Raw genomic sequence first — 21,681 nt, 5'->3', positions numbered from 1 at the left:
AAGGTGATTCCCAGAAATCGCGGTTACGTTGAGGTCATGCGCCCGATCGGGAGGCCCCCGGAGGCACCACGAGACCTGCAGGTCGAGTTCGAACCCCAAGGCGACGTGCTGGCGCACGGCGACGACCCGCCCAGGCCGCCACGTCAATGGCCCAGGCTGCCGCAGTGGTCGGCGCCCCGGCGCGGCGTGCTGCTCGGCGTCGCGGTGGTCCTCGCTCTGCTGCTGACCGCGTTCATCGCCTTCCAGGCCGGCTCCAACGGCTCCGATCCCGCCGCCGCGCGGCCGTCGGCGTCGCCGTCGCCGTCCGCGTCGGGACCGCCGACGATCGCGCAGATCTACGCGTCCGTGGCGCCGTCGGTCGTCACCATCCAGGCCCTCGACGGCGACAAGGTCACCGCGACCGGCACCGGCGTCGTCGCCAGCGCCGAAGGGATCATCCTGACCGCCAACCACGTGATCGCGGGCGCCGGCGGCATCCGGGTCGTGTTCGCCGACGGCACCCAGGCCACGGCGAAGGTCGCCCAGGCCGACCCGGCGATGGACATCGCCGCGCTCGCCCCCGAGACGCTGCCCGACGTGCTCGTGCCCGCCGTCCTCGGCAACTCCGGCCGGCTCGCCGTCGGCAACACCGTGGTCGCCGTCGGCAACCAGCTCGGGCTCACCAGCAGCGCGACCGCCGGCGTCATCTCCGGCCTGGACCGCACCGCGACGAACCCCGACGGCACCAAGCTCACCGGCCTCATCCAGTTCGACGCCGCGGTGAACCCCGGCAGCTCCGGCGGGCCGCTCGTCAACGCCAAGGGCGAGACGATCGCGATCGTCGTGGCCCTGGCCAACCCGACGTCCGCCGGCACGTTCGTCGGCGTGGGCTTCGCCGTCCCGATCGGCGCCGCCCTCGGCGCGGGCGGCGGAGACCAGGCACCACAGCAGTGAACACCCGCTCGCAGACGTAAGGACGATACGTGGACACATCATCCGAAAAGGGCATCACGGGCGCCGTCGAACAGGTCCTGTACGAGGTCAAGAAGACCATCGTCGGCCAGGACGCGCTGCTGGAACGGCTCATGGTCGCGCTGCTGTCCCGCGGGCACATCCTCGTCGAGGGCGTCCCCGGCCTGGCGAAGACCCTGGCCGTGAAGGCCCTCGCGGCGGCCATCGGCGGGCAGTTCCACCGCGTCCAGTTCACGCCCGACCTGGTGCCGGCCGACATCGTCGGCACCCGCGTCTACCACCAGCTCAGCGGTGAGTTCCAGGTGTCGCTCGGGCCGGTCTTCACCAACCTGCTGCTGGCCGACGAGATCAACCGGGCCCCGGCGAAGGTGCAGAGCGCGCTGCTGGAGGTCATGCAGGAGCAGCAGGTGACCATCGGCCGGGAGACGCACCACATCCCGCGGCCGTTCCTGGTGATGGCCACCCAGAACCCGATCGAGTCCGAGGGCACGTATCCGCTGCCCGAGGCGCAGGTCGACCGGTTCATGATGAAGGTCGTCGTCGGCTACCCCAGCTCGACGGAGGAGTTCGTCATCGTCGAGCGGGCCATCTCCCCGCTGCCGCTGCTGCAGGCGATCGTCGACCCGTCCCGGTTGATCGAGATGCAGGGCCAGGTCGAGCAGGTCTACGTCGACCCGTCGCTGATCGAGTACTCCGTCCGCCTCGCCAACGCGACCCGCCGGCCGGAGGAGGTCGGGCAGGGCGACCTCGCCCGGTACATCAGCTTCGGCGCCAGCCCCCGCGCCTCGATCAACCTGGTCCTCGCCGCGCGGGCCCTCGCGTTCATCCGCGGCCGCGACTACGTCATCCCGCGCGACCTCACCGAGCTCGCCCTCGACGTGTTCCGGCACCGGCTGGTCCTGTCCTACGAGGCGCTGTCCGACGACGTCACCGCCGACACGATCCTCACCCGGGTCCTGGCGGCGTTGCCGGTGCCGGTCCCGGTCAGCAGCGGAAGCCGCTGACAATGGCGAGCGCACCCGACCGGCTGCTGCGGCGCCTGGAGTGGCAGGTGATCCGCCGGCTCGACGGCCAGCTGCAGGGCGCCTACCGCACCGTGTTCCGCGGCAGTGGCATCGACTTCGCCGACCTGCGGGAGTACACGCACGAGGACGACGTGCGCCACATCGACTGGAACGTGACCGCGCGCCTGGACGAGCCGTACGTGCGGCAGTACACCGAGGACCGCGAGCTCACCGCGTGGCTGGTGCTGGACCTGTCGGCGTCGATGCGGTTCGGCGGCGCCGCCGACGACGGCCGCGGCAAGGACGGCGTGCTGACCGAGCTCGCCGTGTGCCTGGCCCGGCTGTTCACGCAGGGCGGCAACCGGCTGGGCGCGATCCTGTACGACAACGGCCTCCAGCGGGTCGTCCCGGCCCGCACCGGCCGGACCCACGTGCTGCGCCTCGCCCACGAGATCGGCAAGGCGACCGACGAGCTGGCGCACCGGAAGGACACATCGGTCGGCGTGGCCACCGACGTCGACGGGATGCTGCGCCTCGCCGCCTCCCAGGCCCGCCGCAGGTCCCTGGTCTTCGTCATCTCCGACTTCCTCAGCGGCGACACCGTCAACTGGGAGGACTCGCTGTCGCGGCTCACCCACCGGCACGAGGTCGTCGCGATCCGGGTCGTCGACCCGATGGAGCTGGACCTGCCCGACCTCGGGCTGGTCCTGGTCGAGGACGCCGAGACCGGCGAGCAGGTCCTTGTCGACACCAGCGACCCGATGTTCCAGCAGCGGCTGCGGGAAGAGGTCGACGTCCGCGAGGGCGCTGTCGCGGCCGCGATGCGCCGGTCCCGGGTCACGTCGCACCGGATCTCCACCGACCAGGACCCGCTGCTCGCCCTCGTCGAGATGGTGCGCTGGTCGAAACGGCGGCGGGCATGAGCAGACCGCAGCGCAGCGGAGGCCTGCGAATCATGGATGCAGGGCGGCGCCGGAGCGCAGCGGAGGTGACGGCATGAGCTTTCAGCATCCGACCCTGCTGGTCGTCGGAGTGGTCGTGGCGATCGCCCTCGCGGTGGGGTACTGGTGGCTGCAACGGCAGCGGACCCGGGCCCTGGCCGCCGCCGGCCTCGCGACGCACCGGGACGGGTTCCGGCGGCACCTGCCGCCCGTGTTGTTCCTGGCCGCGCTGACCCTGCTGCTGCTGTCCACCGCCCGGCCCCAGGCGGACCTCCCGGTCGCCCGCGCCGCCGGCACCGTCATCCTCGCCTTCGACGTGTCCAACAGCATGGCCGCCAAGGACGTCGCGCCGTCCAGGCTCGCCGCGGCCCAGCAGGCCGCGATCGAGTTCGCCGAGGCGCAACCGGACAGCGTCAGCATCGGCGTGGTCGCGTTCGACCAGGGCGCGCTCACCACCCAGCAACCGTCGGAGGACCACGCCGCGACGGTCGCCGCGATCAAACGGCTCCAGATCAACGGCGGCACGTCACTCGGCCAGGCGATCCTCGCCTCGCTGACCGTCATCGCCGGCAAACCGGCGCAGCTGCCCGAGGAGGGGCAGCCGGCCGTGGACCTCGGGTACTGGGGCAACGCCACGATCGTGCTCCTGTCCGACGGCGAGGACACCGGCGGGCCCGACGCCGTGGCCGCCGCCCAGCTCGCCGCCAAGGCCGGCGTGCACATCGAGACCGTCGGTGTCGGCACCGTCGACGGCGCCACCGTCGAGGTCGACGGCTTCCAGGTCGCGACGTCGCTGGACGAGGAGCTGCTGACCGAGGTCGCGCAGACCACGACCGGCTCGTATCACCGCGCCGAGAACGCCCAGGCCCTCCACGACGTGTACGAGCAGCTGGACCTGCGGCTCACCACCCAGGTGAAGCCGGTCGAGCTGACCGGTGCCGCCGCCGTGATCGCCGTGCTGCTGCTGACCATCGGAGGCATACTGATGACCACCTGGTTCGGACGGATCGTCTGATGTCACTGCACTGGCCGTGGGCCCTCGTCGCGCTGCTGGCGTTTCCGTTGCTGCTCGCCGTGCGCTGGTGGACGCGCCGCCGCAAGCGCCGCGCCGCGGTCCGGCTGCCGAGCGTCGCGCTGATCCGGGCGGCCCTGCCGGGTCGCACCTCGTGGAAGCGCCGCATCCCGCTGTGGCTGTTCGCCGCCGGGCTGCTCGTCACCGGCACCGCCGCGGCCCGCCCGGAGGCGTCGGTGGTCGTGCCCGACAGCGCCGCGACGATCATCCTGGCGATGGACGTGTCCGGTTCGATGTGCTCCACCGACGTGTCCCCGAACCGGCTGACGGCCGCGCAGAAGGCGGCCCGCGAGTTCATCAAGGACCACGACGGCAACCAGAAGATCGGTCTGGTCGCGTTCTCCGGCATCGCGGGCCTGGTCGTACCCCCGACAACCGACACAAAACAGCTCCTGGACGCGATCGATGCCCTGCGGACGTCCCGCGGCACCGCGATCGGCCTGGCCATCCTCGCCTCCATCGATGCGATCGCCGAGATCAACCCCGACGTCCCGCCGACCGGCGTCGAGGTGCCCGACGACGGCACCACCACCGGCGACTACGAGCCCGACACGATCGTCGTGCTCACCGACGGCCGCAACACCGACGGCGTCGACCCGATGACGGCCGCAGCCGCCGCCGAGGCCCGCCGCCTGCGGGTCTACACGATCGGCTTCGGCACCGCGAACCCGTCCCCGATGGTCTGCTCCAGCGACCAGATCAGCGGCGGCACCCAGTTCCGCGGCGGCCCCGGCGGCCAGTTCGGCGGCCGTGGCCGGTTCCAGGACATGGACGAGGGCACCCTGACCAGGGTCGCCGAGACCACCGGCGGCAAGTACTTCAAGGCCGAGGACGCCGAGTCGCTCGGCGACGTGCTGCGCGACCTGCCCAGCCAGGTCACCCTGCAGCGCAAGAAGACCGAGCTGACCTCGTGGTTCGCCCTGGCGGGTGCGGCGTTGGTACTGCTGGCCGTCGGTCTCGCCCAGTGGTGGAACCGGACCCGGCTCCCCGCCCGCCCTCGCCCTGCCCCGCGATAGGAGTACGCTCCGCCACCGTGCCCCGTCGTCACCTCAGGCCCCGCCGCTGGGCGCCGCCGCGCGCGGTTCCGGATCCCGGCCCGACCGCTCCGCTGGTGGTCGCCCGCCTGCTGCGCACCGGCGGGCACGGCCCCGAGGACGTCATGTTCGACGCCCACGGCTACGTGGTCACCGGCACCGGCGACGGGCGGATCCTCCGCCTCGGCCCCGGCGGCAGCCAGACGGTTGCCGGCGACACCGGCGGGCGCCCCCTGGGCGTGCAGCCGTGCGCCGACGGCGGTGTCCTGGTCTGCGACCACGACCGCGGCCTGCTGCGGGTGGCACCCGACGGCACCGTCGAGGTCCTCGTCGACGAGGTCGACGGGGCGCCGCTCACCTTCGCCAGCAACGTGGTCGAGGCGGCCGACGGCACGATCTGGTTCACCACGTCGACCAGCCGGTGGAGCCTCGAACACCACCTGGGCGACATGTTCGAGCACACCTGCACCGGCCGCCTGATCCGCCGCGACCCCGACGGCACCGTCACCACCGTCCTGCGCGACCTCAAGTTCGCCAACGGCCTGGTCCTGGCCCCCGACGGCTCGCACCTGCTGTTCGCGGAGACCTCCGGATACCGGATCTCGCGCTACTGGCCGGACGGGCGCGTCGAGCCCTTCGCGGAGAACCTGCCGGGCTTCCCGGACAACATGAGCCTCGGCAGCGACGGGCTGCTGTGGGTCGCGATCGCCGCACCCCGCAACGCGCTGCTGGACCGGCTCCTGCCACTGCCCGGCCTCCTGCGGCTCCTGGTCTGGAACCTGCCCGCCGCGCTGCGCCCCAAGGCGACCCCGATCGCCTGGGTCATGGCGTTCGACCTGGACGGCCGCCTGGTCCACGACCTGCGCACCAGCGACGGCTCCTACGGTTTCGTCACCTCGGTCGCCGAACACGCCGGCACCGTGGTCGTCGGCAGCCTCACCCGCGACGACGTCGCCGTCCTGGAGCCCCCGGCCCGGTAACCACGTCGAGGCGGCCTCAGCGCAGGATGAGGCGGATGCCGGCGTCGAAGGCGTGTCGCGGGGTGAGGCCCTGCCCGGTGAACTCGGTGAGGGCCCGGGCGATGGTCGGGAACCGGGCGGCGAAGGCCGCGGCGGTGGCCGGGTCCATCCGGGCCGCGCCGGTGGACTCCTGCTCCTCGATGACCCGGCCGTAGGTGAAGTGCAGCGCGGTGAAGACCCGGCCGGCGGCGTCGGCGAGGGGCAGGCCCGACGCGACCGCCCCGGCCAGCGCCGTCTCGGCGAGGTTGCCGAGGGTCTGGGTGTGCTGGGGACGGGCGCCGGTGACCACGCGGGCGCCGTCGGGGTAGGCGAGCATCGCGTCGCGCAGCCGGTGCAGCAGGTCGGCGAACCACTCGGGCCACGGCCGGGTGCCGTCATACAAGGGTAGGTCGGCGAGCCGTTCGGTGAGGATCGCCTCGGCCACCGCCTCGAGCAGTTCCTGCTTGCCGGCGAAGCGCCAGTAGATGGCCGGTGCCTTGACGTTCAGCCGGGCCGTCAGCTTGCGGAAGGTGACGCCGTCCAGACCCTCCTCGCGCAGCAGCTGCACGGCGGCCTGCGTGATCGTCGTGGTGTCCAGTGCCATAGCTGTTGACTCTATAACGCCGTTACAGCTAGCCTGGCTCAGGTTCCTATAACGCCGTTACAGCGACTGGAGGACGTCATGTACCAACCCCTCGTCGACGCCATGCAGGACTACCTGGACGCCGGTGCCGCCATGGACCTCGACCGGCTCGGCGCCTGCTACGACACCGAGTTCCAGAACCTGCGCATCGACCTCGCGGGGCAGGTCGTGCCGATCACGAAGGACCAGTTCATGGACCGCTTCGGCGACATGAAGGCGCGCGGCCTGGCGCTGGAACCGGCCGACGACGCCACCTTCCCGGCCACCACGACCTTCGGCGACTTCGGGACGATCGTCATGCGCCGCCTCAAGGACGACCGGCCCGTGCTCTACGCCTTCGTCTGGCGCATGGTCGACGGCCGGCCCACCACCATCCTGCGCGAGTTCACGTTCGAGCACGACCTCACGGGCCTGCTCCGGCTGATGCAGGGGGCACCGCAGTAGGTCAGCCGTGCTGGACCCGCTGGACGTCGCCGGCCCACCAGTCGCCGGTGATGCCGGCGGCGAGCGCCACGTCGCGGGCGGTGGTGTACGCGGCGAGCGCAGCGTCGCGATCGCCGAGCGCCTCCCGGGCCCGGCCGAGCGAGCCGAACAGCGCGTTGGCGCGGAAGAACCGCTCCCGGTCCTTGCCGTCCTGCGCCGTGGTGGGGGTGGTGTCCGCCGCGCCCGGCCCGGCCACCCGCACCGCCGCCTCGCACAGCTCCCGTGCGCGGGTGCGCAGCGCCGGAGCCGCGTCGTCGCCGGGCGTGAAGGCCCGCTGTTTCAGCAGTCGCTCGATCCCTTTTCGTGCGGTGTCGCGGCCGTACCGGCGAACCTGCTCGACGAGCCACAGATCCTCACCGGCGGCTCGCAACGCCGTGGCCTCCGCGGCCCGGGCTAGGCCAACCGAGCGCCTGGCGTCGAGGCTGCCCGCGAACCGGACATCGCTCCAGTACGGCCCACTCCGGTTCCGCTTCGCGTCCGGCGCGTGGATGGTCCGCTCGACCAGGGCCCAGTCATCCCCGGCGGCGGGGTCGCCGGTCGCCAGCCGGCACTCGTAGCGGGCCGCGGCCAGTTCGGCCACCCGGACGTCGCCGTCGATGCAGGCGGTCAGCCATGGGATCGCCTCGGCGTACGCCCGCTGACGCGCCAACGCCAACCCCATGTCCTCGGCCCCGCCGAGCGCCACCATGCCGGCGGCGTCCGGATCGGTGGTCCGCGCGAGCAGGAACCGGAGCGCGCCGTCGTGCTTGAGCCCTTCCGACCACATCCACTCGCCGATCGCGTGCGCGGTCAGATGGGCCAGGGCCAGCCGGTCGTGCGGGTCGGTCACGTCGGTGCCGGCCTGCAGCGCCTTGACCGTGATGCTCGCGTTCCAGGACTTCCGGCCGGCGATCCGCTCCACGACCGGGCTGCGGCGCTGCACCTCCGCCAGCAACGACACCGGAACCTCGTGGTGGCCGGTGTACTCCTCGGCGCTGGTCCACGGCGGGACTCCCCAGTCACCGTCGGTTGCGGCCAGCAGCCGGTGGACCAGCACCGACTCGGTCACCTCGCCCGCCTCCTCCAGGCAGGCCGCGGCGGCCCGGAGCGCCTCGGCGTGGTCCTCGTCGAACTGTTGCCAGTCGCGCCCCTCGTTGCCTTCGCGGATCAGCGAGGGGATGACGACCGGCGGCGGCAGCACCGCGGCCCAGAACCGGTGCGCCAGCAGCGCATACGCGGACAGCCGCCCGACCACCCGCCGCTCGCCCCCGTCGACCGCGACCGTGAGCTCGAGATCCGGGCCGTCGACCTCGGCCCGGAACGCCGGGACCGGCTGCGACACCCCGAGCCAGAACTCGGCGTACCCGGCGAACACCGTCGACAGACTCCCCACCAGATCGGACATGCGCCGCACCATACCCAGTGCACGCGACCGCGCGGATCGCCCGAGGCGGTGCGCGTTCCGGACATGTTGAATGTCCGCAGGCAGGCGAGCCGGTGTTGTAGGCGCCGATCGCGCCGGCGTCGCCGGGCTTGACGGCGTGACACGGGTCGGCGGTCTGGCTAGGCTCCGGTCCGTGCGCGTGATGATCCATGACGAGACCGCCGCAGGGCGTGTCGTCGGCGCTCTGGAGCTGGACGTCGCCGGCCCGGTGCGGCTGCGTGAGCTGATCCGGTTGCGGGTGCGGGAGGAGGTCGCGCGGTACAACGCGCGGCCGGTCGAACGTTTCCACGGCCTCGTCCGGCCGACCGCCGCCGAGGCGGACCTCAACGGCTACCTCATGCCGGCGCCGGCGCGGATCGACTGGGAGCAGCAGGCCGACGCGGCGGTGACGGCATTCGGCCGCAACGCGTTCTTCGTGCTGGTCGGCGACCGGCAGGTCGAGGACCTCGACGAGGAGCTGACCCTCGACGAGGCCTCGCGCGTGGCATTCATCCGCCTGGTCCAGCTGGTCGGCGGATGACCGTCGAGACCCTTGACACGCACCGGGCGCGGGCCGCGGTCGTGCTCCCGGCCGCCATCGGGTTCAACGAGCATGCCGTCGAGCGGTTCCTTCGCCGCGACCTGCCGGACCTGGACGATGCGCAGATCCGCTCGGTCACCGTCGCGCTCGCCGAGCGGGCCGCGGCCTACGTCGGCTGGGGATGGCACGCCGCCCGGCTCTTCCCGGCCCTGGCGAACCGCCGTCCGGCATGGACCGCAACCGACGCCGAGCTGCTGTTCGACCTCGCGCACCGGGCGCCGGAGGGCACGCTGGTGACCGTGCTGCGCATCGCCACCGGTGCCGCGGAAACCTTGGACCTGGCCGGCCGGACCGGGCTCGTCGAGCGCTTCCGGGACGCGCAGAAGCTGGTCGAGGCGCCGTCCTGGCACGAGGCGGGCGAACGCGCGAACCTGCTGCGGCGGCTGGCCCGGCTCGCGGACAATGCCGCCGACGGGGCGGCCGCCTGGGCCGGGCGGATCCGGATCGGGGACGGCTGGAGCCGGGCGGTGGTCGAGCACCTGCGCACGGCGCCGGCGGGCGTGGACGCACTCGGCCCGCTGCTCGACCACGCGCTGACCCTGACGTCCGGCCCGCGGCCGACGAAGGTCTGGCTGCGCCGGACGGGCGAGCTGCTGGACGGCCGGCCGGAGCTCGTCGGCCTGGTCCGTGACCTGCTCGACCTCGCCCACGCAGCCCCGCCCGCCGTGGTCGCGTTCTGGCACGGGGACTTCCGCCTGCGGGTCGGCCCGGACAACGGTGACGTGCTGCGGGGGCTGCTGTGGACGGCGCAGGTGTCCGGCGAACCGTGGCTGGTGCCGCTCGCGCTGGCACTGGAGCCGACGCTGCACGAGCCGAAGCCGCTCAACGCCTGCTACGCGGTGCTCGGCCGGCGCGCCGATGACGCCGCGATCGCCGCGCTCGTGCGGATGCAGCGCCGCACCCGGCACCGCGGGAAGCTCAAGCAGATCGCCGCCGCCCTCGACGAGGCCGCGGCCGGCGCCGGCGTCAGCCGTTCGGAGCTGACCGAGCTGACCGTCCCCGACTGCGGGCTCGACGAGCACCGGCAGCGGCGCATCGGCACCGCCGTGGTCTCCGTCGACGCAGGCAACGGACCGGCCCGGGTCCGGGTGGCGTGGGAGCACGGCGGCACGACCACGACGAAACCGCCGGCGGACGTCGACGCCGAGCTGGCCGCCGAGGTGCGCCGGGCCACCACCGACCTGAAGAAGACCCTCGCCGACGAGCGGCAGCGCCTCGAGGACCTGCTGGTCGAGGACCGCGACTGGCCGCTCGAAACCTGGCGGGAGCGTTACCTCGAGCACCCCGTCACCGGCGCCCTCGCCGACCGTCTGCTGTGGACGGTGGATGAGAACGGCCGGAGGTTCGCTGGACTGCCCACTGTGGACGGACGGTTCATCCTCGCCGATGGTGGGACGGTCGAACCCGGCCCCGGGGCGCGGATCCGGCTCTGGCATCCGGTGGACGCCGACCCGGAGGAGGTGCGGGCCTGGCGTGCGCACATCCTCGACAACGAGCTGACCCAGCCGTTCAAGCAGGCCTTCCGGGAGGTGTACCTGCTGACCCCGGCCGAGGAGGAGACCCGCGTCTACTCGAACCGCTTCGCCGCGCACATCCTGCGGTACCAGCAGGCCTACGCGCTGATGAAGGAGCGCCGGTGGGGCAGCAACTACCTGGGCGACTGGAATGACGGCTGGTCCGGTGAGGCGAAACGGGAGTTCCCGGCCGCGGGACTGACGGCCGTGTTCCACCACGACCAGGCCACCGACGACGGCCGCGGCCCCGTGCAGTTCTGCGCCACCGACCGGGTCCGCTTCGAGCTGGGCCGCGGCCGGGCGCGGCAGGACGTTCCGCTCGCGGAGGTGCCGGCGCGGGTCTTCGCCGAGGCGATGCGCGACGTCGACCTCTTCGTCGGGGTCACCTCCATCGCCACCGACCCCACCTGGGCCGACCGCGGCGACGAGCCGCGGTTCGACTACTGGCGGTCGTTCGCGTTCGGTGACCTGACGGCCAACGGCCAGGTGCGCCGGCAGGTCCTCGAGCACCTGCTGCCGAAGCTGAAGATCCGCGACCGGGCCCGGCTCGACGGCCACTATCTGGTGGTGGAGGGCCGGCTGCACACGTATCGCATCCACATCGGCAGCGGCAACATCCTGATGTCGCCCAACGACCGCTACCTGTGCATCGTGCCGACCGGCGCCGGCAAGCCCACGGGCGTGCGCTTCCTGCCGTTCGAGGGCGACGCCATGCTGTCGATCGTGCTGTCCAAGGCCCTGCTGCTGGCGGACGACCACAAGATCAAGGACCCGTCGATCCTCCGCCAGCTCGGTCAGCCGGGCCGCGGGTAGACGCCGGTCGCATACTGGACGCATGGATGCAGTGGTTGTCCGGCGTGCGGTGATCGCGGACGCCCGGGCGGTCGCCGACGTGCTCATCGGCTCCCGTCGAGCGGCCGGCGAGGCCATCCCCGCCGCGGTCCACATGGATGCCGAGGTGCGGGAGTGGGTCCGCACCGTCGTCGTTCCCGGGCGGGAGGTGTGGCTGGCGGAGGACGCCGACGGCCGGCCGCTGGGGGTGCTGGTCCTGCACGGGGACTGGGTGGACCAGCTCTACGTCGAGGCGGACGTCACCGGCAGGGGGCTGGGGTCCCGCCTCATCCAGCTCGCGAAGTCGCGGCGGCCGGACGGGCTCCAGCTGTGGACGTTCGCGACGAACACCGGCGCGCAGAGGTTCTACCTTCGCCACGGCTTCACCGTGGTCGAAACGACCGACGGGTCCGGCAACGAGGAGAAGGCCCCCGACATCCGGTTCGCCTGGACAGCGCCGTAGTCGCTACGCCTCGTCCGGGCGGCTGCTGGTGTTGTACGCGTGCTTGGCGGCGACCACGGCAGCCTGGAGGTGCTCGGGGTCGACGCCGTGCACGTTGAGCGGCGGGTGCAGGCGCTGGACCAGCGCCGCCTCGATGGTTTCCGGCTCCGGGTCCTCCGCCCAGGTCAGGCGCAGGTGCGCGTGCATCCACGCGGTCAGCCGCGTCTCGTCCTCAGGGACCAGGACGACGCGATCGGTCCAGATCGTCCGGTACCCCTCGGCGACGAGCAGCCCGGCCAGCGTGCGGCGCAGCGTCGAGCTGCCCGACCGCCGCAGATGGTTGCGCAGGATCCGGCCCCGCAGGCTGGTCGCCCGGCCCAGATACAGCATCCGCACCGACGGGTCGCTGCCGTTCGGCGGCCCGGCGAGGTCGGGAAACGTCGAAGGAGCGGCCCACCAGGCGTAGACACCACCGCCACGGCTGAGTCGCTTGCCGGCGGCACGGAGATCGAGCGGCATGCCGGAGAGCAGCCGCAGGGCCTCCTCGACCCGGGCTCCGTTGGTGGGGACGTCGTCGGGTCGCGTTCCGGGACTGGTCATCGGGACCATCGTAGGCGTCCCGGGTCGTCAGCCGGCCGGGCGGGCGTAGACCTCGCGGGGGATGGTGTAGGCGAGGTCGACGGCGGTCTCCACGGCCTCGTCCAGATCCAGCAGGCCGCCGGCGACGAGACCGGCGAGGTGGCCGGCGTCGATGCGGCGGGCCAGGTCGTGCCGGGCCGGGATGGAGGCGAAGGCCCGGGTGTCGTCGACGAAGCCGGCGGTGTTGTAGAAGCCGGCCGTCTCGGTCACCGCGGCGCGGAACCGGCGCAGGCCGTCCGGGCTGTCCAGGAACCACCACGGCGCGCCGAGGCGCACGGCCGGGTAGACGCCGGCGAGGGGGGCCAGCTCGCGAGTGTGGACGGTCTCGTCGACGGTGAACAGGATCAGTCGCAGCGCGGGGTGGCGGCCGAAGGACTGCAGCAGCGGGCGCAGCGAGCGGGTGAACTCGACGGCGACGGGGATGTCGAAGCCGCGGTCCGGGCCATAGCGCCGGTGCGCCTCGTCGTTGTGGTCGCGCAGGACGCCCGGGTGCAGTTGCATGACGAGCCCGTCCTCGCAGGACATGGCGGCCATCTGAAACAGCATGTGCCCGGCGAACGCGGCCGCGTCCGCGGGCGTGACCTGCCCGGCGAGGGCGGCGGCGTAGACGCGGCGGGCCTCGGCGTCGCTGAGCGGGGTGGTGTCGGCGGACTCGTGGCCGTGGTCGGTGGCGAGGGCGCCGGCGGCGATGAACGCCTGCCGGCGGGCCCGCAGCGCGGTCAGGTAGCCGTCGTAGTCGTCGGTGGCGACGTCGGCGCGTTTCGCGAGGGCGGCCACGTCGGCGATCCAGGACGGCCGGGCGAGGTGCACGAGGGCGTCGGGGCGGAACGTGGGGATGACCCGGGATCCCCAGCCGTCGGCGGCCAGGCGGGCGTGGGCGTCGAGGTCATCGAGGGGTGAGTCGGTGGTGGCGAGGACCTCGATGCCGAAGCGTTCGAACAGGGCGCGGGGGCGGAACGCCGGCTCGGCGAGGCGCGCGGTCAGCTCGTCGTAGAGCTGGTCGGCGGTCGCCTCGGACGGTGCGGTGTCCACGCCGAACACGTCGACCAGTTCGTGGGTCAGCCAGTATCGCGACGGGGTGCCGCGGAAGAGCCGCCAGTTGGCGCAGAACGTCCGCCAGATCGCCCGCGAGTCCGGGTCGGGGGTGCCGACGCCCAGCGCCTCCAGCGGTACACCGGCCGCATGGATCAACCGGGTCACGTAGTGGTCCGGGGTGATGAGCATGCCGGCCGGGTCGCCGAACGGGGTGTCGTCGGCCAGCAGCGCCGCGTCGACGTGCCCGTGCATGCAGAGCAGCGGCAGCGAGCGGGTCTGCGCGTAGACGGTGCGGGCGAGCTCCCGGGTCGCGGGGTCCGGTGGCAGGGCGCGGTCGGGGTCGAGGTGGAGCTGCGGCACCGTGTTGGCTCCTGTCGCGAGTGAATCCCACAAACGTTCTCATCACTGTGTGCCGACATCAGCGGGGCGTCAAGAGCGAGATCGAGGAATCTCTTGACATCGACCTACAAACGATTTCATGCTTGCCGACACCACCCCAGGACAGGGAGCGTGCTCGATGCCGGTGACGATCAAGGACGTGGCCCGTGTGGCCGGCGTGTCGCCGTCGACGGTGAGCCGCGCCCTGACCACCCCCGCACTCGTCCAGGCCGAGACCAGGGCCAGGGTCGAGCGGGCGGCCGCCGAGCTGGGCTACCAGCCCAACCGGGCGGCCCGCGGCCTGATCACGGGCCGCACCGGCAACATCGGGCTGATCGTGCCCGACCTCACCAACCCGTTCTTCCCGGGGGTCGTCAAGGGCGTGCAGAGCCGCGCCCGCGAATCGGACTTCTCGGTCTTCCTCGCCGACACCGACGAGGACCCGACCGCGGAGGCCGGCCTGGTCCGGGCGCTGAGCAAGCAGGTCGACGGCATCGTGCTCTGCTCACCCCGGATGACGGAGGAGGACCTGCGCTCGGTCATCGGCGAGACGCCGGTCGTCATGCTCAACCGCCGGGTCGGCCAGATCCCGGCCATCACCATCGACAACGTCGACGGCATCCGGCAGGCCGTCGCGCACCTCGCGGCGCTCGGCCACCGGCGCATCGCCTACGTCGCCGGGCCCCGGCTGTCGTGGTCCAACAAGGAACGGGCGCGGGCGCTGCGCACCACCACCAACGCCGCCGGCATCGACCTGATCGAGATCGGCAACTTCGCGCCGCAGTTCGCCGGCGGTGTCGCGGCCGCGGACCTGGTGCTCGCCGCCGGGGTCACCGCCGTCATCGCATACAACGACCTCGTCGCGCTCGGCCTGCTCAACTGGTTCGCTACCCGGGGCGTCAAGGTGCCCGAGGCGATCAGCGTGATGGGCTTCGACGACATCGTGCTCTCCCAGATGGTCAGCCCCTCGCTGACCACCGTCGCCCAACCGCAGGAGCAGATCGGTCGCGCCGGCGTCGACATGCTGTTGCAGCTGCTGGAGGACCCGGACCGTGCGGCCGCCGCGCGGCGCGAGCTCCCCTCGCAGCTCATGGTGCGCCACTCCACCGGACGCGCGCCGTCCAACTGAGATCTGAGCATGACCAGAAGGGAATCCGCCATGTCCCTCACCCGAAGGCACTTCACCGCGACCGCGTCCTTGCTCGCCCTCTCCCTGGTCGCCGGCTGCGGCGCCCCGACGAAGTCGACCCCGGCCCCGGCCAGCAGCGGTGACCTGCCGCTGAAGCCGGCGTCGGCGGTGACCCTGAACATCCTCGACGTCGCCGGCAACCTGCAGCTCACCCAGGGCATGATCGACGAGTTCGTGGCCGCGCACGCCGACACGATCAGCAAGGTCACCTACTCCAAGGCGACCGCGCCGGAGCTCGCGCCGAAGGTCAAGGCGCAGCAGAACGCCGGGCGGGTCGACATCGACCTCGTGCTCACCGGCGTGGACGGCCTGGCCGCCGGCGTCGACCAGGGACTCTGGCAGCCGTTGCTCCCGACGTACGCGTCGCGCCTGCCCGGCATGAAGGACTACCTGCCCGGCGCCGCCGCGATGCAGAAGCTGGCCGGCGACTTCGGGGTCACCGTCACCTACTACCCGTCCGGGCCGCTGATCGAGTACCTGCCGGCGAAGGTCGCGAACCCGCCGAAGAGCGCGCAGGAACTGCTGGACTTCGCGAAGGCCAACCCGAACACCGTGCAGTACGCCCGGCCGGCGAACTCCGGTCCCGGCCGCACGTTCCTGATGGGCCTGCCGTATCTGCTCGGTGACAAGGACCCGAAGGACCCGATCAACGGCTGGGAGAAGACCTGGGCGTACCTGACGGAGCTGAACAAGTACGTCGAGTTCTACCCGTCCTCCACGAGCGAGACGATGAAGTCCCTGGCGAACGGTTCGGCGAAGATCATCGCGTCGACGACCGGTTGGGACATCAACCCGCGGGTGCTCGGCCAGGTGCCGAAGGAGGCGAAGATCGGTTCGCTGAACGGCTTCCACTGGGTCACCGACGCGCACTACGCCGTGGTGCCGAAGGGGATCTCGGCCGACAAGCAGTCCGCGATCCTGCTGTTGCTGCAGGACATGCTGACCCCGAAGCAGCAGGCGAAGGCCTACGACAAGGGCTACTTCTACCCTGGTCCGGCGGTGAAGGACGTGCCGCTGTCGATGGCGCCGGCCGACAGCCAGAAGGCGATCACGGACTTCGGTCGGCCTGAGTACGACGCGCTCATCTCCGGTAATCCGCTTGAGGTCCCGCTCGAGGCGAAGGCTCTCGTGGCCGCGTTCGACAAGTGGGACCGCGAGGTGGGCGGGGCGAAGGTGAAGAAGTGAGCAAGTTCCAGCAGTTGCGTCTCGAGGGTGTCACCCGCCGGTTCGGCGGCCAGGACGCCCTCGTGGACCTCGACCTGACGATCGAGCGGGGCGAGTTCATCGCCCTGCTCGGCCCGTCCGGCTGCGGCAAGTCGACCGCGTTGAACTGCCTCGCCGGGCTGCTGCCGCTCACCGCGGGCCGCATCTGGCAGGACGACACCCGCCTCGACACGCTGCTGCCGGAGAAGCGCGGCTTCGGCATGGTGTTTCAGAACTACGCGCTGTTCCCGCACCTGACGGTGTGGAAGAACATCGCGTTCGGGCTGCAGATGCGCCGGCTGCCGGGGGCGGAGATCCGCCGCCGCACCGACGAGGCGATCGCGCTGGTGCACCTGGAGGAGCAGGCCCGCAAGCTGCCGGGCCAGCTGTCCGGTGGGCAGCAGCAGCGGGTCGCGATCGCCCGCGCGGTCGTGCTCGAACCGTCGCTGGTGCTCATGGACGAGCCACTGTCCAACCTGGACGCGAAGCTGCGGCTGGAGATGCGCACCGAGATCCGGCGGCTGCACCAGGCGCTCGGCCTCACCACCGTCTACGTGACGCACGACCAGGAGGAGGCGCTGTCGATGGCCGACCGCCTGGTCGTGCTGCGCGGCGGGCGGGTCCAGCAGATCGGCACCCCCGAGCAGCTGCACACCCAGCCGGCGAACCGGCACGTCGCGGACTTCATGGGCTTCCGCAACCTGCTGCCCATGAAGGTGGTCACCACCGGTGTGTCCACAGTGGTCGAGGGCGGCGGGCTGACGCTGCAGGGCACCCCGGTCGGCGACGTGCACCCGGGCGACGAGGTCGTCGCCGGGGTGCGGCCGGAGTCGCTGCGCATCGCCGAGGACGGCTTTCCCGCCACGGTCGAGGTCGTGGAGTATCAGGGACGCGAGGTCGCGGTCGAGGCCGTCACCGACGCCGGGCAGCGGCTGCACCTTCGCGCCGCGGACCGCCCGGCACCCGGCGACAAGGTCCGCCTCGCCGTCGACCCCGCGGCGCTGCTGCTCTTCCCGGCCGGGGGAGCGCACTGATGGCGGCGGTGACCGAGACCCGGGTGGCGTTGCGGCACCGGCTCGCCGAGCGCGGCATCGACCGGCAGCTGCTGCTGCTCGGCCCGGCGCTGCTGTTCGTGGTGACGCTGTTCGTCTACCCGTTCTTCTACGGCATCGGGCTGTCGTTCCAACCCGAACAGGGCGGGCCGTTCGGGGCGTACCGGTCGTTCTTCGCCGACGCGTACGAGCGCGGCACGCTCACCACCACCCTCTGGCTGTCACTGCCGGTGGCGCTGCTCAACGTGGGCGCGTCCGTGCCGATCGCGTATCGGATGCGCGGCCGGTTCCGGGGCAAGCGGCTGCTCACCACGGTCCTGGTCGTGCCGATCACGCTGGGCACGGTCCTCACCGCGCAGGGCCTGCTGAACTTCCTCGGCCCGACCGGCTGGTTCAACCGCACGCTGATGTCCTTGCACGTGATCGACGAACCGGTCCGGCTCACCCACAACTACTGGGGCGTGTTCTTCTCCCTGGTCATCACCGGGTTCCCGTTCGCGTTCCTGCTGGTGCTGTCCTACCTGTCGGGGATCGACCCGACCCTGGAGAAGGCCGCGGCCACCCTCGGCGCCGGCTGGGCGCAACGCTTCCGGCGGATCACCCTGCCGCTGCTGGCGCCGGGTCTGGCGACGACGTTCTGCCTGACGTTCGTGCTCGCGTTCAGCGTGTTCCCGTCCGCGGTCCTCGTCGGTGACCCGGCGGGGGAGACCAGGGTCATCTCGATCGCGGCCTGGCATGCCGGTTACGAGCAGTACGACTACCCGAAGGCGTCCGCGATCGCGGTCGTCATGGGCCTGGTCGAACTGGTCGTCATCGCTGCGGTCCTGGGCTGGCGGTCGCTGCTGTACACCGGATCCACGGGAGGCAAAGGATGAAGCTCGCTGCTCGGCCGGCCGCGTGGATCGTGTGGGGTGTCGTCGCGTTCTTCTTCATCAACCTCTTCGGCCTCGTCGGTTCGGTCATCGTCAGCTCGTTCGGCAAGCAATGGTTCGACACGTGGCTGCCGTCCGGGTTCACCGGCCAGTGGTACGGCGAGGCGTGGAAGGACTTCGGCCTCCTGCCCGTGCTCGTCACGACCCTGGAGGTGTCCGCGCTCGTCGTCGGGATCTCCGTGCTGGTCGGGGTGCCCGCCTCCTACGTCCTGGCGCGGCGGTCGTTTCCCGGCCGGCGGGTGCTGTACCTGCTGTTCCTGCTGCCGATCCTGATGCCGCCGATCACCTACGGCATCCCCCTGGCGACCGTGCTCTACAAGTACGGGTTCGCCGGGCACATGACCGGGGTGGTCCTGGCCAACCTGGTGCCGTCGGTGCCGTTCGTCATCCTCACCATGACCCCGTTCATCGAGCAGATCGACCCGGCGATCGAACGGGCCGCCCGCATGTGCGGCGCCGGCACCCGCCAGGTGTTCGTGCGGATCCTCGCGCCGCTGCTCGTCCCCGGCATGCTCGCCGCGTCGATCCTGGTGCTGGTGCGCACCGTCGGCATGTTCGAGCTGACGTTCCTGACCGCCGGACCGGACTCCACGACGCTCGTCGTCGCGCTCTACAACTCCATGTCGGCCGCCGGGATCCGTGCCCAGCAGGCCGTCGACGCCATGGCCGTCATCTACACCGGCACGATGCTCGTGCTGCTCGTCCTGGCGCTGCGCCTGGTGAACCCGACCCAGCTCGTCGCCAGGGTCAAGGAAGAGGACCCCGCATGAGGATCGCCGAGGCCCGGGTGATCGTCACCTGCCCGGACCGCAACTTCGTCACCCTGAAGATCATCACCGACGAGGGCGTGACCGGGGTCGGCGACGCCACCCTCAACGGCCGCGAGCTCGCCGTCGCCAGCTACCTCACCGACCACGTGGTGCCGCAGCTCATCGGCCGGGACCCGACCCGGATCGAGGACACCTGGCAGTACCTGTACAAGGGCGCGTACTGGCGGCGCGGCCCGGTCACGATGTCCGCGATCGCCGCCGTGGACACCGCCCTGTGGGACATCCTCGGCAAGATCGCCGGGCTGCCCGTCTACCGGCTCATCGGCGGCCGCTCCCGCGAGGGCGTCACCGTCTACGGCCACGCCAACGGTGACACCGTCGAGGACGCGCTCGTCGAGGTCGCCCGGTACGTCGACCTGGGCTACCGCGCGATCCGGGTGCAGACCGGTGTCCCCGGCATGGCCAGCACCTACGGGGTGAGCAAGGACAAGCTCTTCTACGAGCCCGCCGACGCCGCGATCCCCACGGAGAACGTCTGGTCCACGTCGCGCTACCTCAACCACGTGCCGACGGTGTTCAAACGGGTCCGCGACGAGTTCGGGCCGGACGTGAAGCTGCTGCACGACGTGCACCACCGGCTCACCCCGATCGAGGCGGCCCGGCTGGGCAGGTCTTTGGAACCGTACGACCTGACCTGGATCGAGGACCCGGTCCCGGCCGAGCTGCAGGAGGGGTTCCGGCTCATCCGCCAGCACACCACCACCCCCATCGCCGTCGGCGAGGTGTTCAACACGGTCTGGGACTGCGAGCAACTCATCCGGGAACAGCTCATCGACTACATCCGCGCCACCGTCGTGCACGCCGGCGGCATCACCCACCTGCGGCGCATCTTCGACCTGGCGGCGCTGCACCACGTGCGGTCCGGCTCGCACGGCGCCACCGACCTGTCCCCGGTCTGCATGGCGGCGGCGCTGCACGTCGACGTCGCCATCCCCAACTTCGGGCTGCAGGAGTACATGCGGCACACGTCGGCCACCGACCAGGTCTTCCCGCACGGATACCACTTCGAGGGCGGCTACCTGCACCCGTCCGAAACCCCCGGCCTGGGCGTCGACATCGACGAGGAGCTCGCCGCGCAGTACCCGTACAGGCCGGCGTCCCTGCCGGTGAACCGCCTCGAAGACGGGACGATGCACAGTTGGTGACCCGGCTCTCCCGCCACGACCTGTCGTTGCCGGCCGGCGTCCGCGCGCCGTCCTACGACCTCCGCGACGTCACCGTCGGCATCGTGCACCTGGGTGTCGGCGCGTTCCACCGGGCGCACCAGGCCGTCTACACCGACACGGTGCTCGCCGCCGACCCGACCTGGGGCATCAGCGGCTTCACGCAACGCTCCGCGACGGTCCGGGACCAGCTCGCGCCGCAGGACGGGCTCTACACCGTCCTGGAACGCGGTGCCGGTGCCGCCCCGCCGCGGGTGATCGGCGCGCTGCGCGAGGTCCGCACCCAGGACGAGGACGGTGGGCCCGCCGCCCGGATCGCCGACCCGCGGGTCCGCCTGGTCACGCTCACGGTCACGGAGAAGGGATACCGGCCGGACGCCCCGGCGGTCGGGCGGCTCGTCGCCGGCCTGGAGCTGCGCCGCCGCGCGGACGCCGGCCCGATCAGCGTCCTGTCGTGCGACAACCTGACCGCCAACGGCGCCACCCTGCGCGGCCGCGTCGCCGAGCACTGCGCGGGGTTGCCCGACGGCGACCGGCTGCTCGACTGGATCACCGCGTCGGTGGCGTTCCCGTCCTGCGTGGTGGACCGGATCGTGCCGGCCACCACGGCCGCGGACCGGGCGGTCGTCATGGCCGCGCTCGGGATGTGCGACGAGGGCGCGGTCGTCGCCGAACCCTTCAGCCAGTGGGTCATCGAGGACACCTTCGCCGCCGGCCGGCCCGCCTGGGACGCCACGTTCACCACCGACGTCGCGCCCTACGAGGCGGCGAAGCTGCGGCTGCTCAACGCGACCCACTCGCTGCTCGCCTACACCGGTGCCCTCGCCGGCTACGACACGATCGCCGCCGCGATGACCGACCCGGTCCTCGCCGACGCCGCCCGCCGGCTCATGACCGAGGACGCCGCGCCGACCCTGACCCTGCCCGACGGCTTCGACCTGCCCGGCTACCAGGACTCGATCCTGCGCCGGTTCGCCGATCCCGCGCTGGGCCACCGCACCACCCAGGTCGCGTCCGACGGCTCGCTGAAGCTGCCGATCCGCCTGCTCGGCACCGCCCGCGACCGGCTCTCGGCCGGTGGGACTCCACAGTGGACGGCGCTCGCCGTCGCCGCGTGGATGGTGTACGTCGCGACCCGCCAACCCGTCGACGACCCGCTTGCCGAGACCCTCGCCGCCGCGACCGCCGGGCGGGCCAAGCCGGCCGACCTGGTCGACTCGCTCCTGCCCGTCTTCCCCGACGACCTCGGCCCGTCGTGGCGCGAGCTGCTCGTCGAGCACACCGCACGCCTGTTGCACAACTGAACCCGGCACCTCACCGCTGTCCCGCCCCGGGGCGGCGCGT

General features: G+C 72.0%; 21 protein-coding genes. 17 read left to right on the top strand and 4 right to left on the bottom strand.

Translation table 11 applies throughout. The annotated features are described in order from the left end of the window. Window positions 1-36: 36 nt before the first annotated feature. The 6 genes from Dsi01nite_RS49275 (at window position 37) to Dsi01nite_RS49250 (ending at window position 5,982) form a co-directional block, all read left to right on the top strand. On the top strand, window positions 37-933 hold the full coding sequence (locus Dsi01nite_RS49275) for a S1C family serine protease (RefSeq protein WP_203853415.1): 897 nt from the start codon (window positions 37-39) through the stop codon (window positions 931-933). Window positions 934-962: 29 nt separating this feature from the next. Beyond that, window positions 963-1,955, top strand: a complete 993-nt coding sequence (locus tag Dsi01nite_RS49270; protein ID WP_203853414.1) for an AAA family ATPase — start codon at window positions 963-965, stop codon at window positions 1,953-1,955. A gap of 2 nt (window positions 1,956-1,957) precedes the next feature. Then, window positions 1,958-2,878, top strand: a complete 921-nt coding sequence (locus Dsi01nite_RS49265) for a DUF58 domain-containing protein (RefSeq protein WP_203853413.1) — start codon at window positions 1,958-1,960, stop codon at window positions 2,876-2,878. Window positions 2,879-2,951: 73 nt separating this feature from the next. Beyond that, window positions 2,952-3,911, top strand: a complete 960-nt coding sequence (locus Dsi01nite_RS49260; RefSeq protein ID WP_203853412.1) for a VWA domain-containing protein — start codon at window positions 2,952-2,954, stop codon at window positions 3,909-3,911. Then, entirely contained in the window at window positions 3,911-4,984 is a 1,074-nt protein-coding gene (locus Dsi01nite_RS49255) for a vWA domain-containing protein (RefSeq protein ID WP_203853411.1), read from the top strand. The genes Dsi01nite_RS49260 and Dsi01nite_RS49255 overlap by 1 nt, the downstream gene beginning before the upstream one ends. 17 nt (window positions 4,985-5,001) lie before the next feature. Continuing rightward, a complete protein-coding gene (locus Dsi01nite_RS49250; protein WP_203853410.1) occupies window positions 5,002-5,982 on the top strand; it encodes an SMP-30/gluconolactonase/LRE family protein in 981 nt (326 codons plus the stop codon). 16 nt (window positions 5,983-5,998) lie between these two features. Here Dsi01nite_RS49250 and Dsi01nite_RS49245 read toward each other — a convergent pair whose 3' ends face one another. After that, on the bottom strand, window positions 5,999-6,604 hold the full coding sequence (locus Dsi01nite_RS49245; RefSeq protein ID WP_203853409.1) for a TetR family transcriptional regulator: 606 nt from the start codon (window positions 6,602-6,604) through the stop codon (window positions 5,999-6,001). A 78-nt stretch (window positions 6,605-6,682) separates the two neighbouring features. On the opposite strand from Dsi01nite_RS49245, the gene Dsi01nite_RS49240 reads away from it, so the two are divergent. Then, on the top strand, window positions 6,683-7,087 hold the full coding sequence (locus Dsi01nite_RS49240) for a hypothetical protein (protein ID WP_203853408.1): 405 nt from the start codon (window positions 6,683-6,685) through the stop codon (window positions 7,085-7,087). Between the two features lies 1 nt (window position 7,088). On the opposite strand, the gene Dsi01nite_RS49235 is transcribed toward Dsi01nite_RS49240, so the two are convergent. Continuing rightward, entirely contained in the window at window positions 7,089-8,510 is a 1,422-nt protein-coding gene (locus Dsi01nite_RS49235) for a hypothetical protein (protein WP_203853407.1), read from the bottom strand. Between the two features lie 181 nt (window positions 8,511-8,691). Here Dsi01nite_RS49235 and Dsi01nite_RS49230 point away from each other — a divergent pair, with 181 nt between their 5' ends. Genes Dsi01nite_RS49230 through Dsi01nite_RS49220 form a run of 3 tightly spaced genes read left to right on the top strand, consistent with a single transcriptional unit; the run spans window position 8,692 to window position 11,937 of the window. Beyond that, window positions 8,692-9,069, top strand: coding sequence for a hypothetical protein (locus Dsi01nite_RS49230; RefSeq protein ID WP_203853439.1), 378 nt, complete (start codon window positions 8,692-8,694; stop codon window positions 9,067-9,069). Then, window positions 9,066-11,456 carry a DUF4132 domain-containing protein gene (locus Dsi01nite_RS49225; RefSeq protein WP_203853406.1) on the top strand — a complete coding sequence of 797 codons (2,391 nt, stop codon included), beginning with the start codon at window positions 9,066-9,068 and terminating at the stop codon, window positions 11,454-11,456. The genes Dsi01nite_RS49230 and Dsi01nite_RS49225 overlap by 4 nt, the downstream gene beginning before the upstream one ends. 22 nt (window positions 11,457-11,478) lie before the next feature. Next, entirely contained in the window at window positions 11,479-11,937 is a 459-nt protein-coding gene (locus Dsi01nite_RS49220; RefSeq protein WP_203853405.1) for a GNAT family N-acetyltransferase, read from the top strand. 3 nt (window positions 11,938-11,940) lie between these two features. On the opposite strand, the gene Dsi01nite_RS49215 is transcribed toward Dsi01nite_RS49220, so the two are convergent. Together Dsi01nite_RS49215 and uxaC are read right to left on the bottom strand one after the other, a co-directional pair. Continuing rightward, on the bottom strand, window positions 11,941-12,516 hold the full coding sequence (locus tag Dsi01nite_RS49215) for a GIY-YIG nuclease family protein (protein WP_239136917.1): 576 nt from the start codon (window positions 12,514-12,516) through the stop codon (window positions 11,941-11,943). 27 nt (window positions 12,517-12,543) lie between these two features. Continuing rightward, window positions 12,544-13,950, bottom strand: a complete 1,407-nt coding sequence (gene uxaC, locus Dsi01nite_RS49210) for a glucuronate isomerase (protein ID WP_203853403.1) — start codon at window positions 13,948-13,950, stop codon at window positions 12,544-12,546. Between the two features lie 157 nt (window positions 13,951-14,107). Here uxaC and Dsi01nite_RS49205 point away from each other — a divergent pair, with 157 nt between their 5' ends. From Dsi01nite_RS49205 to Dsi01nite_RS49175, 7 genes are read left to right on the top strand one after another with little or no spacing between them, the layout of a single operon-like run. Further along, window positions 14,108-15,097 (top strand): LacI family DNA-binding transcriptional regulator, encoded by a 990-nt coding sequence (locus Dsi01nite_RS49205; RefSeq protein ID WP_203853402.1) that lies wholly within the window; start codon window positions 14,108-14,110, stop codon window positions 15,095-15,097. A 9-nt stretch (window positions 15,098-15,106) separates the two neighbouring features. After that, window positions 15,107-16,342 (top strand): extracellular solute-binding protein, encoded by a 1,236-nt coding sequence (locus Dsi01nite_RS49200; protein WP_239136914.1) that lies wholly within the window; start codon window positions 15,107-15,109, stop codon window positions 16,340-16,342. Next, window positions 16,339-17,394 (top strand): ABC transporter ATP-binding protein, encoded by a 1,056-nt coding sequence (locus Dsi01nite_RS49195; RefSeq protein WP_203853401.1) that lies wholly within the window; start codon window positions 16,339-16,341, stop codon window positions 17,392-17,394. The genes Dsi01nite_RS49200 and Dsi01nite_RS49195 overlap by 4 nt, the downstream gene beginning before the upstream one ends. Then, on the top strand, window positions 17,394-18,287 hold the full coding sequence (locus Dsi01nite_RS49190) for an ABC transporter permease (protein WP_203853400.1): 894 nt from the start codon (window positions 17,394-17,396) through the stop codon (window positions 18,285-18,287). Before Dsi01nite_RS49195 ends, Dsi01nite_RS49190 begins: the two co-directional genes overlap by 1 nt. Beyond that, window positions 18,284-19,114 carry an ABC transporter permease gene (locus Dsi01nite_RS49185; RefSeq protein ID WP_203853399.1) on the top strand — a complete coding sequence of 277 codons (831 nt, stop codon included), beginning with the start codon at window positions 18,284-18,286 and terminating at the stop codon, window positions 19,112-19,114. Before Dsi01nite_RS49190 ends, Dsi01nite_RS49185 begins: the two co-directional genes overlap by 4 nt. Continuing rightward, a complete protein-coding gene (gene manD / locus Dsi01nite_RS49180; RefSeq protein WP_203853398.1) occupies window positions 19,111-20,319 on the top strand; it encodes a D-mannonate dehydratase ManD in 1,209 nt (402 codons plus the stop codon). The genes Dsi01nite_RS49185 and manD overlap by 4 nt, the downstream gene beginning before the upstream one ends. Beyond that, window positions 20,316-21,641 (top strand): mannitol dehydrogenase family protein, encoded by a 1,326-nt coding sequence (locus Dsi01nite_RS49175; RefSeq protein ID WP_239136925.1) that lies wholly within the window; start codon window positions 20,316-20,318, stop codon window positions 21,639-21,641. The genes manD and Dsi01nite_RS49175 overlap by 4 nt, the downstream gene beginning before the upstream one ends. The last annotated feature ends 40 nt before the right edge of the window (window positions 21,642-21,681 follow it).

The organism is Dactylosporangium siamense, assembly GCF_016862795.1.
GTDB classification, from domain to species: domain Bacteria; phylum Actinomycetota; class Actinomycetes; order Mycobacteriales; family Micromonosporaceae; genus Dactylosporangium; species Dactylosporangium siamense.
Note: the sequence above shows the minus strand (reverse complement) of the source record. Positions and strands in the feature narration are given on the sequence as shown.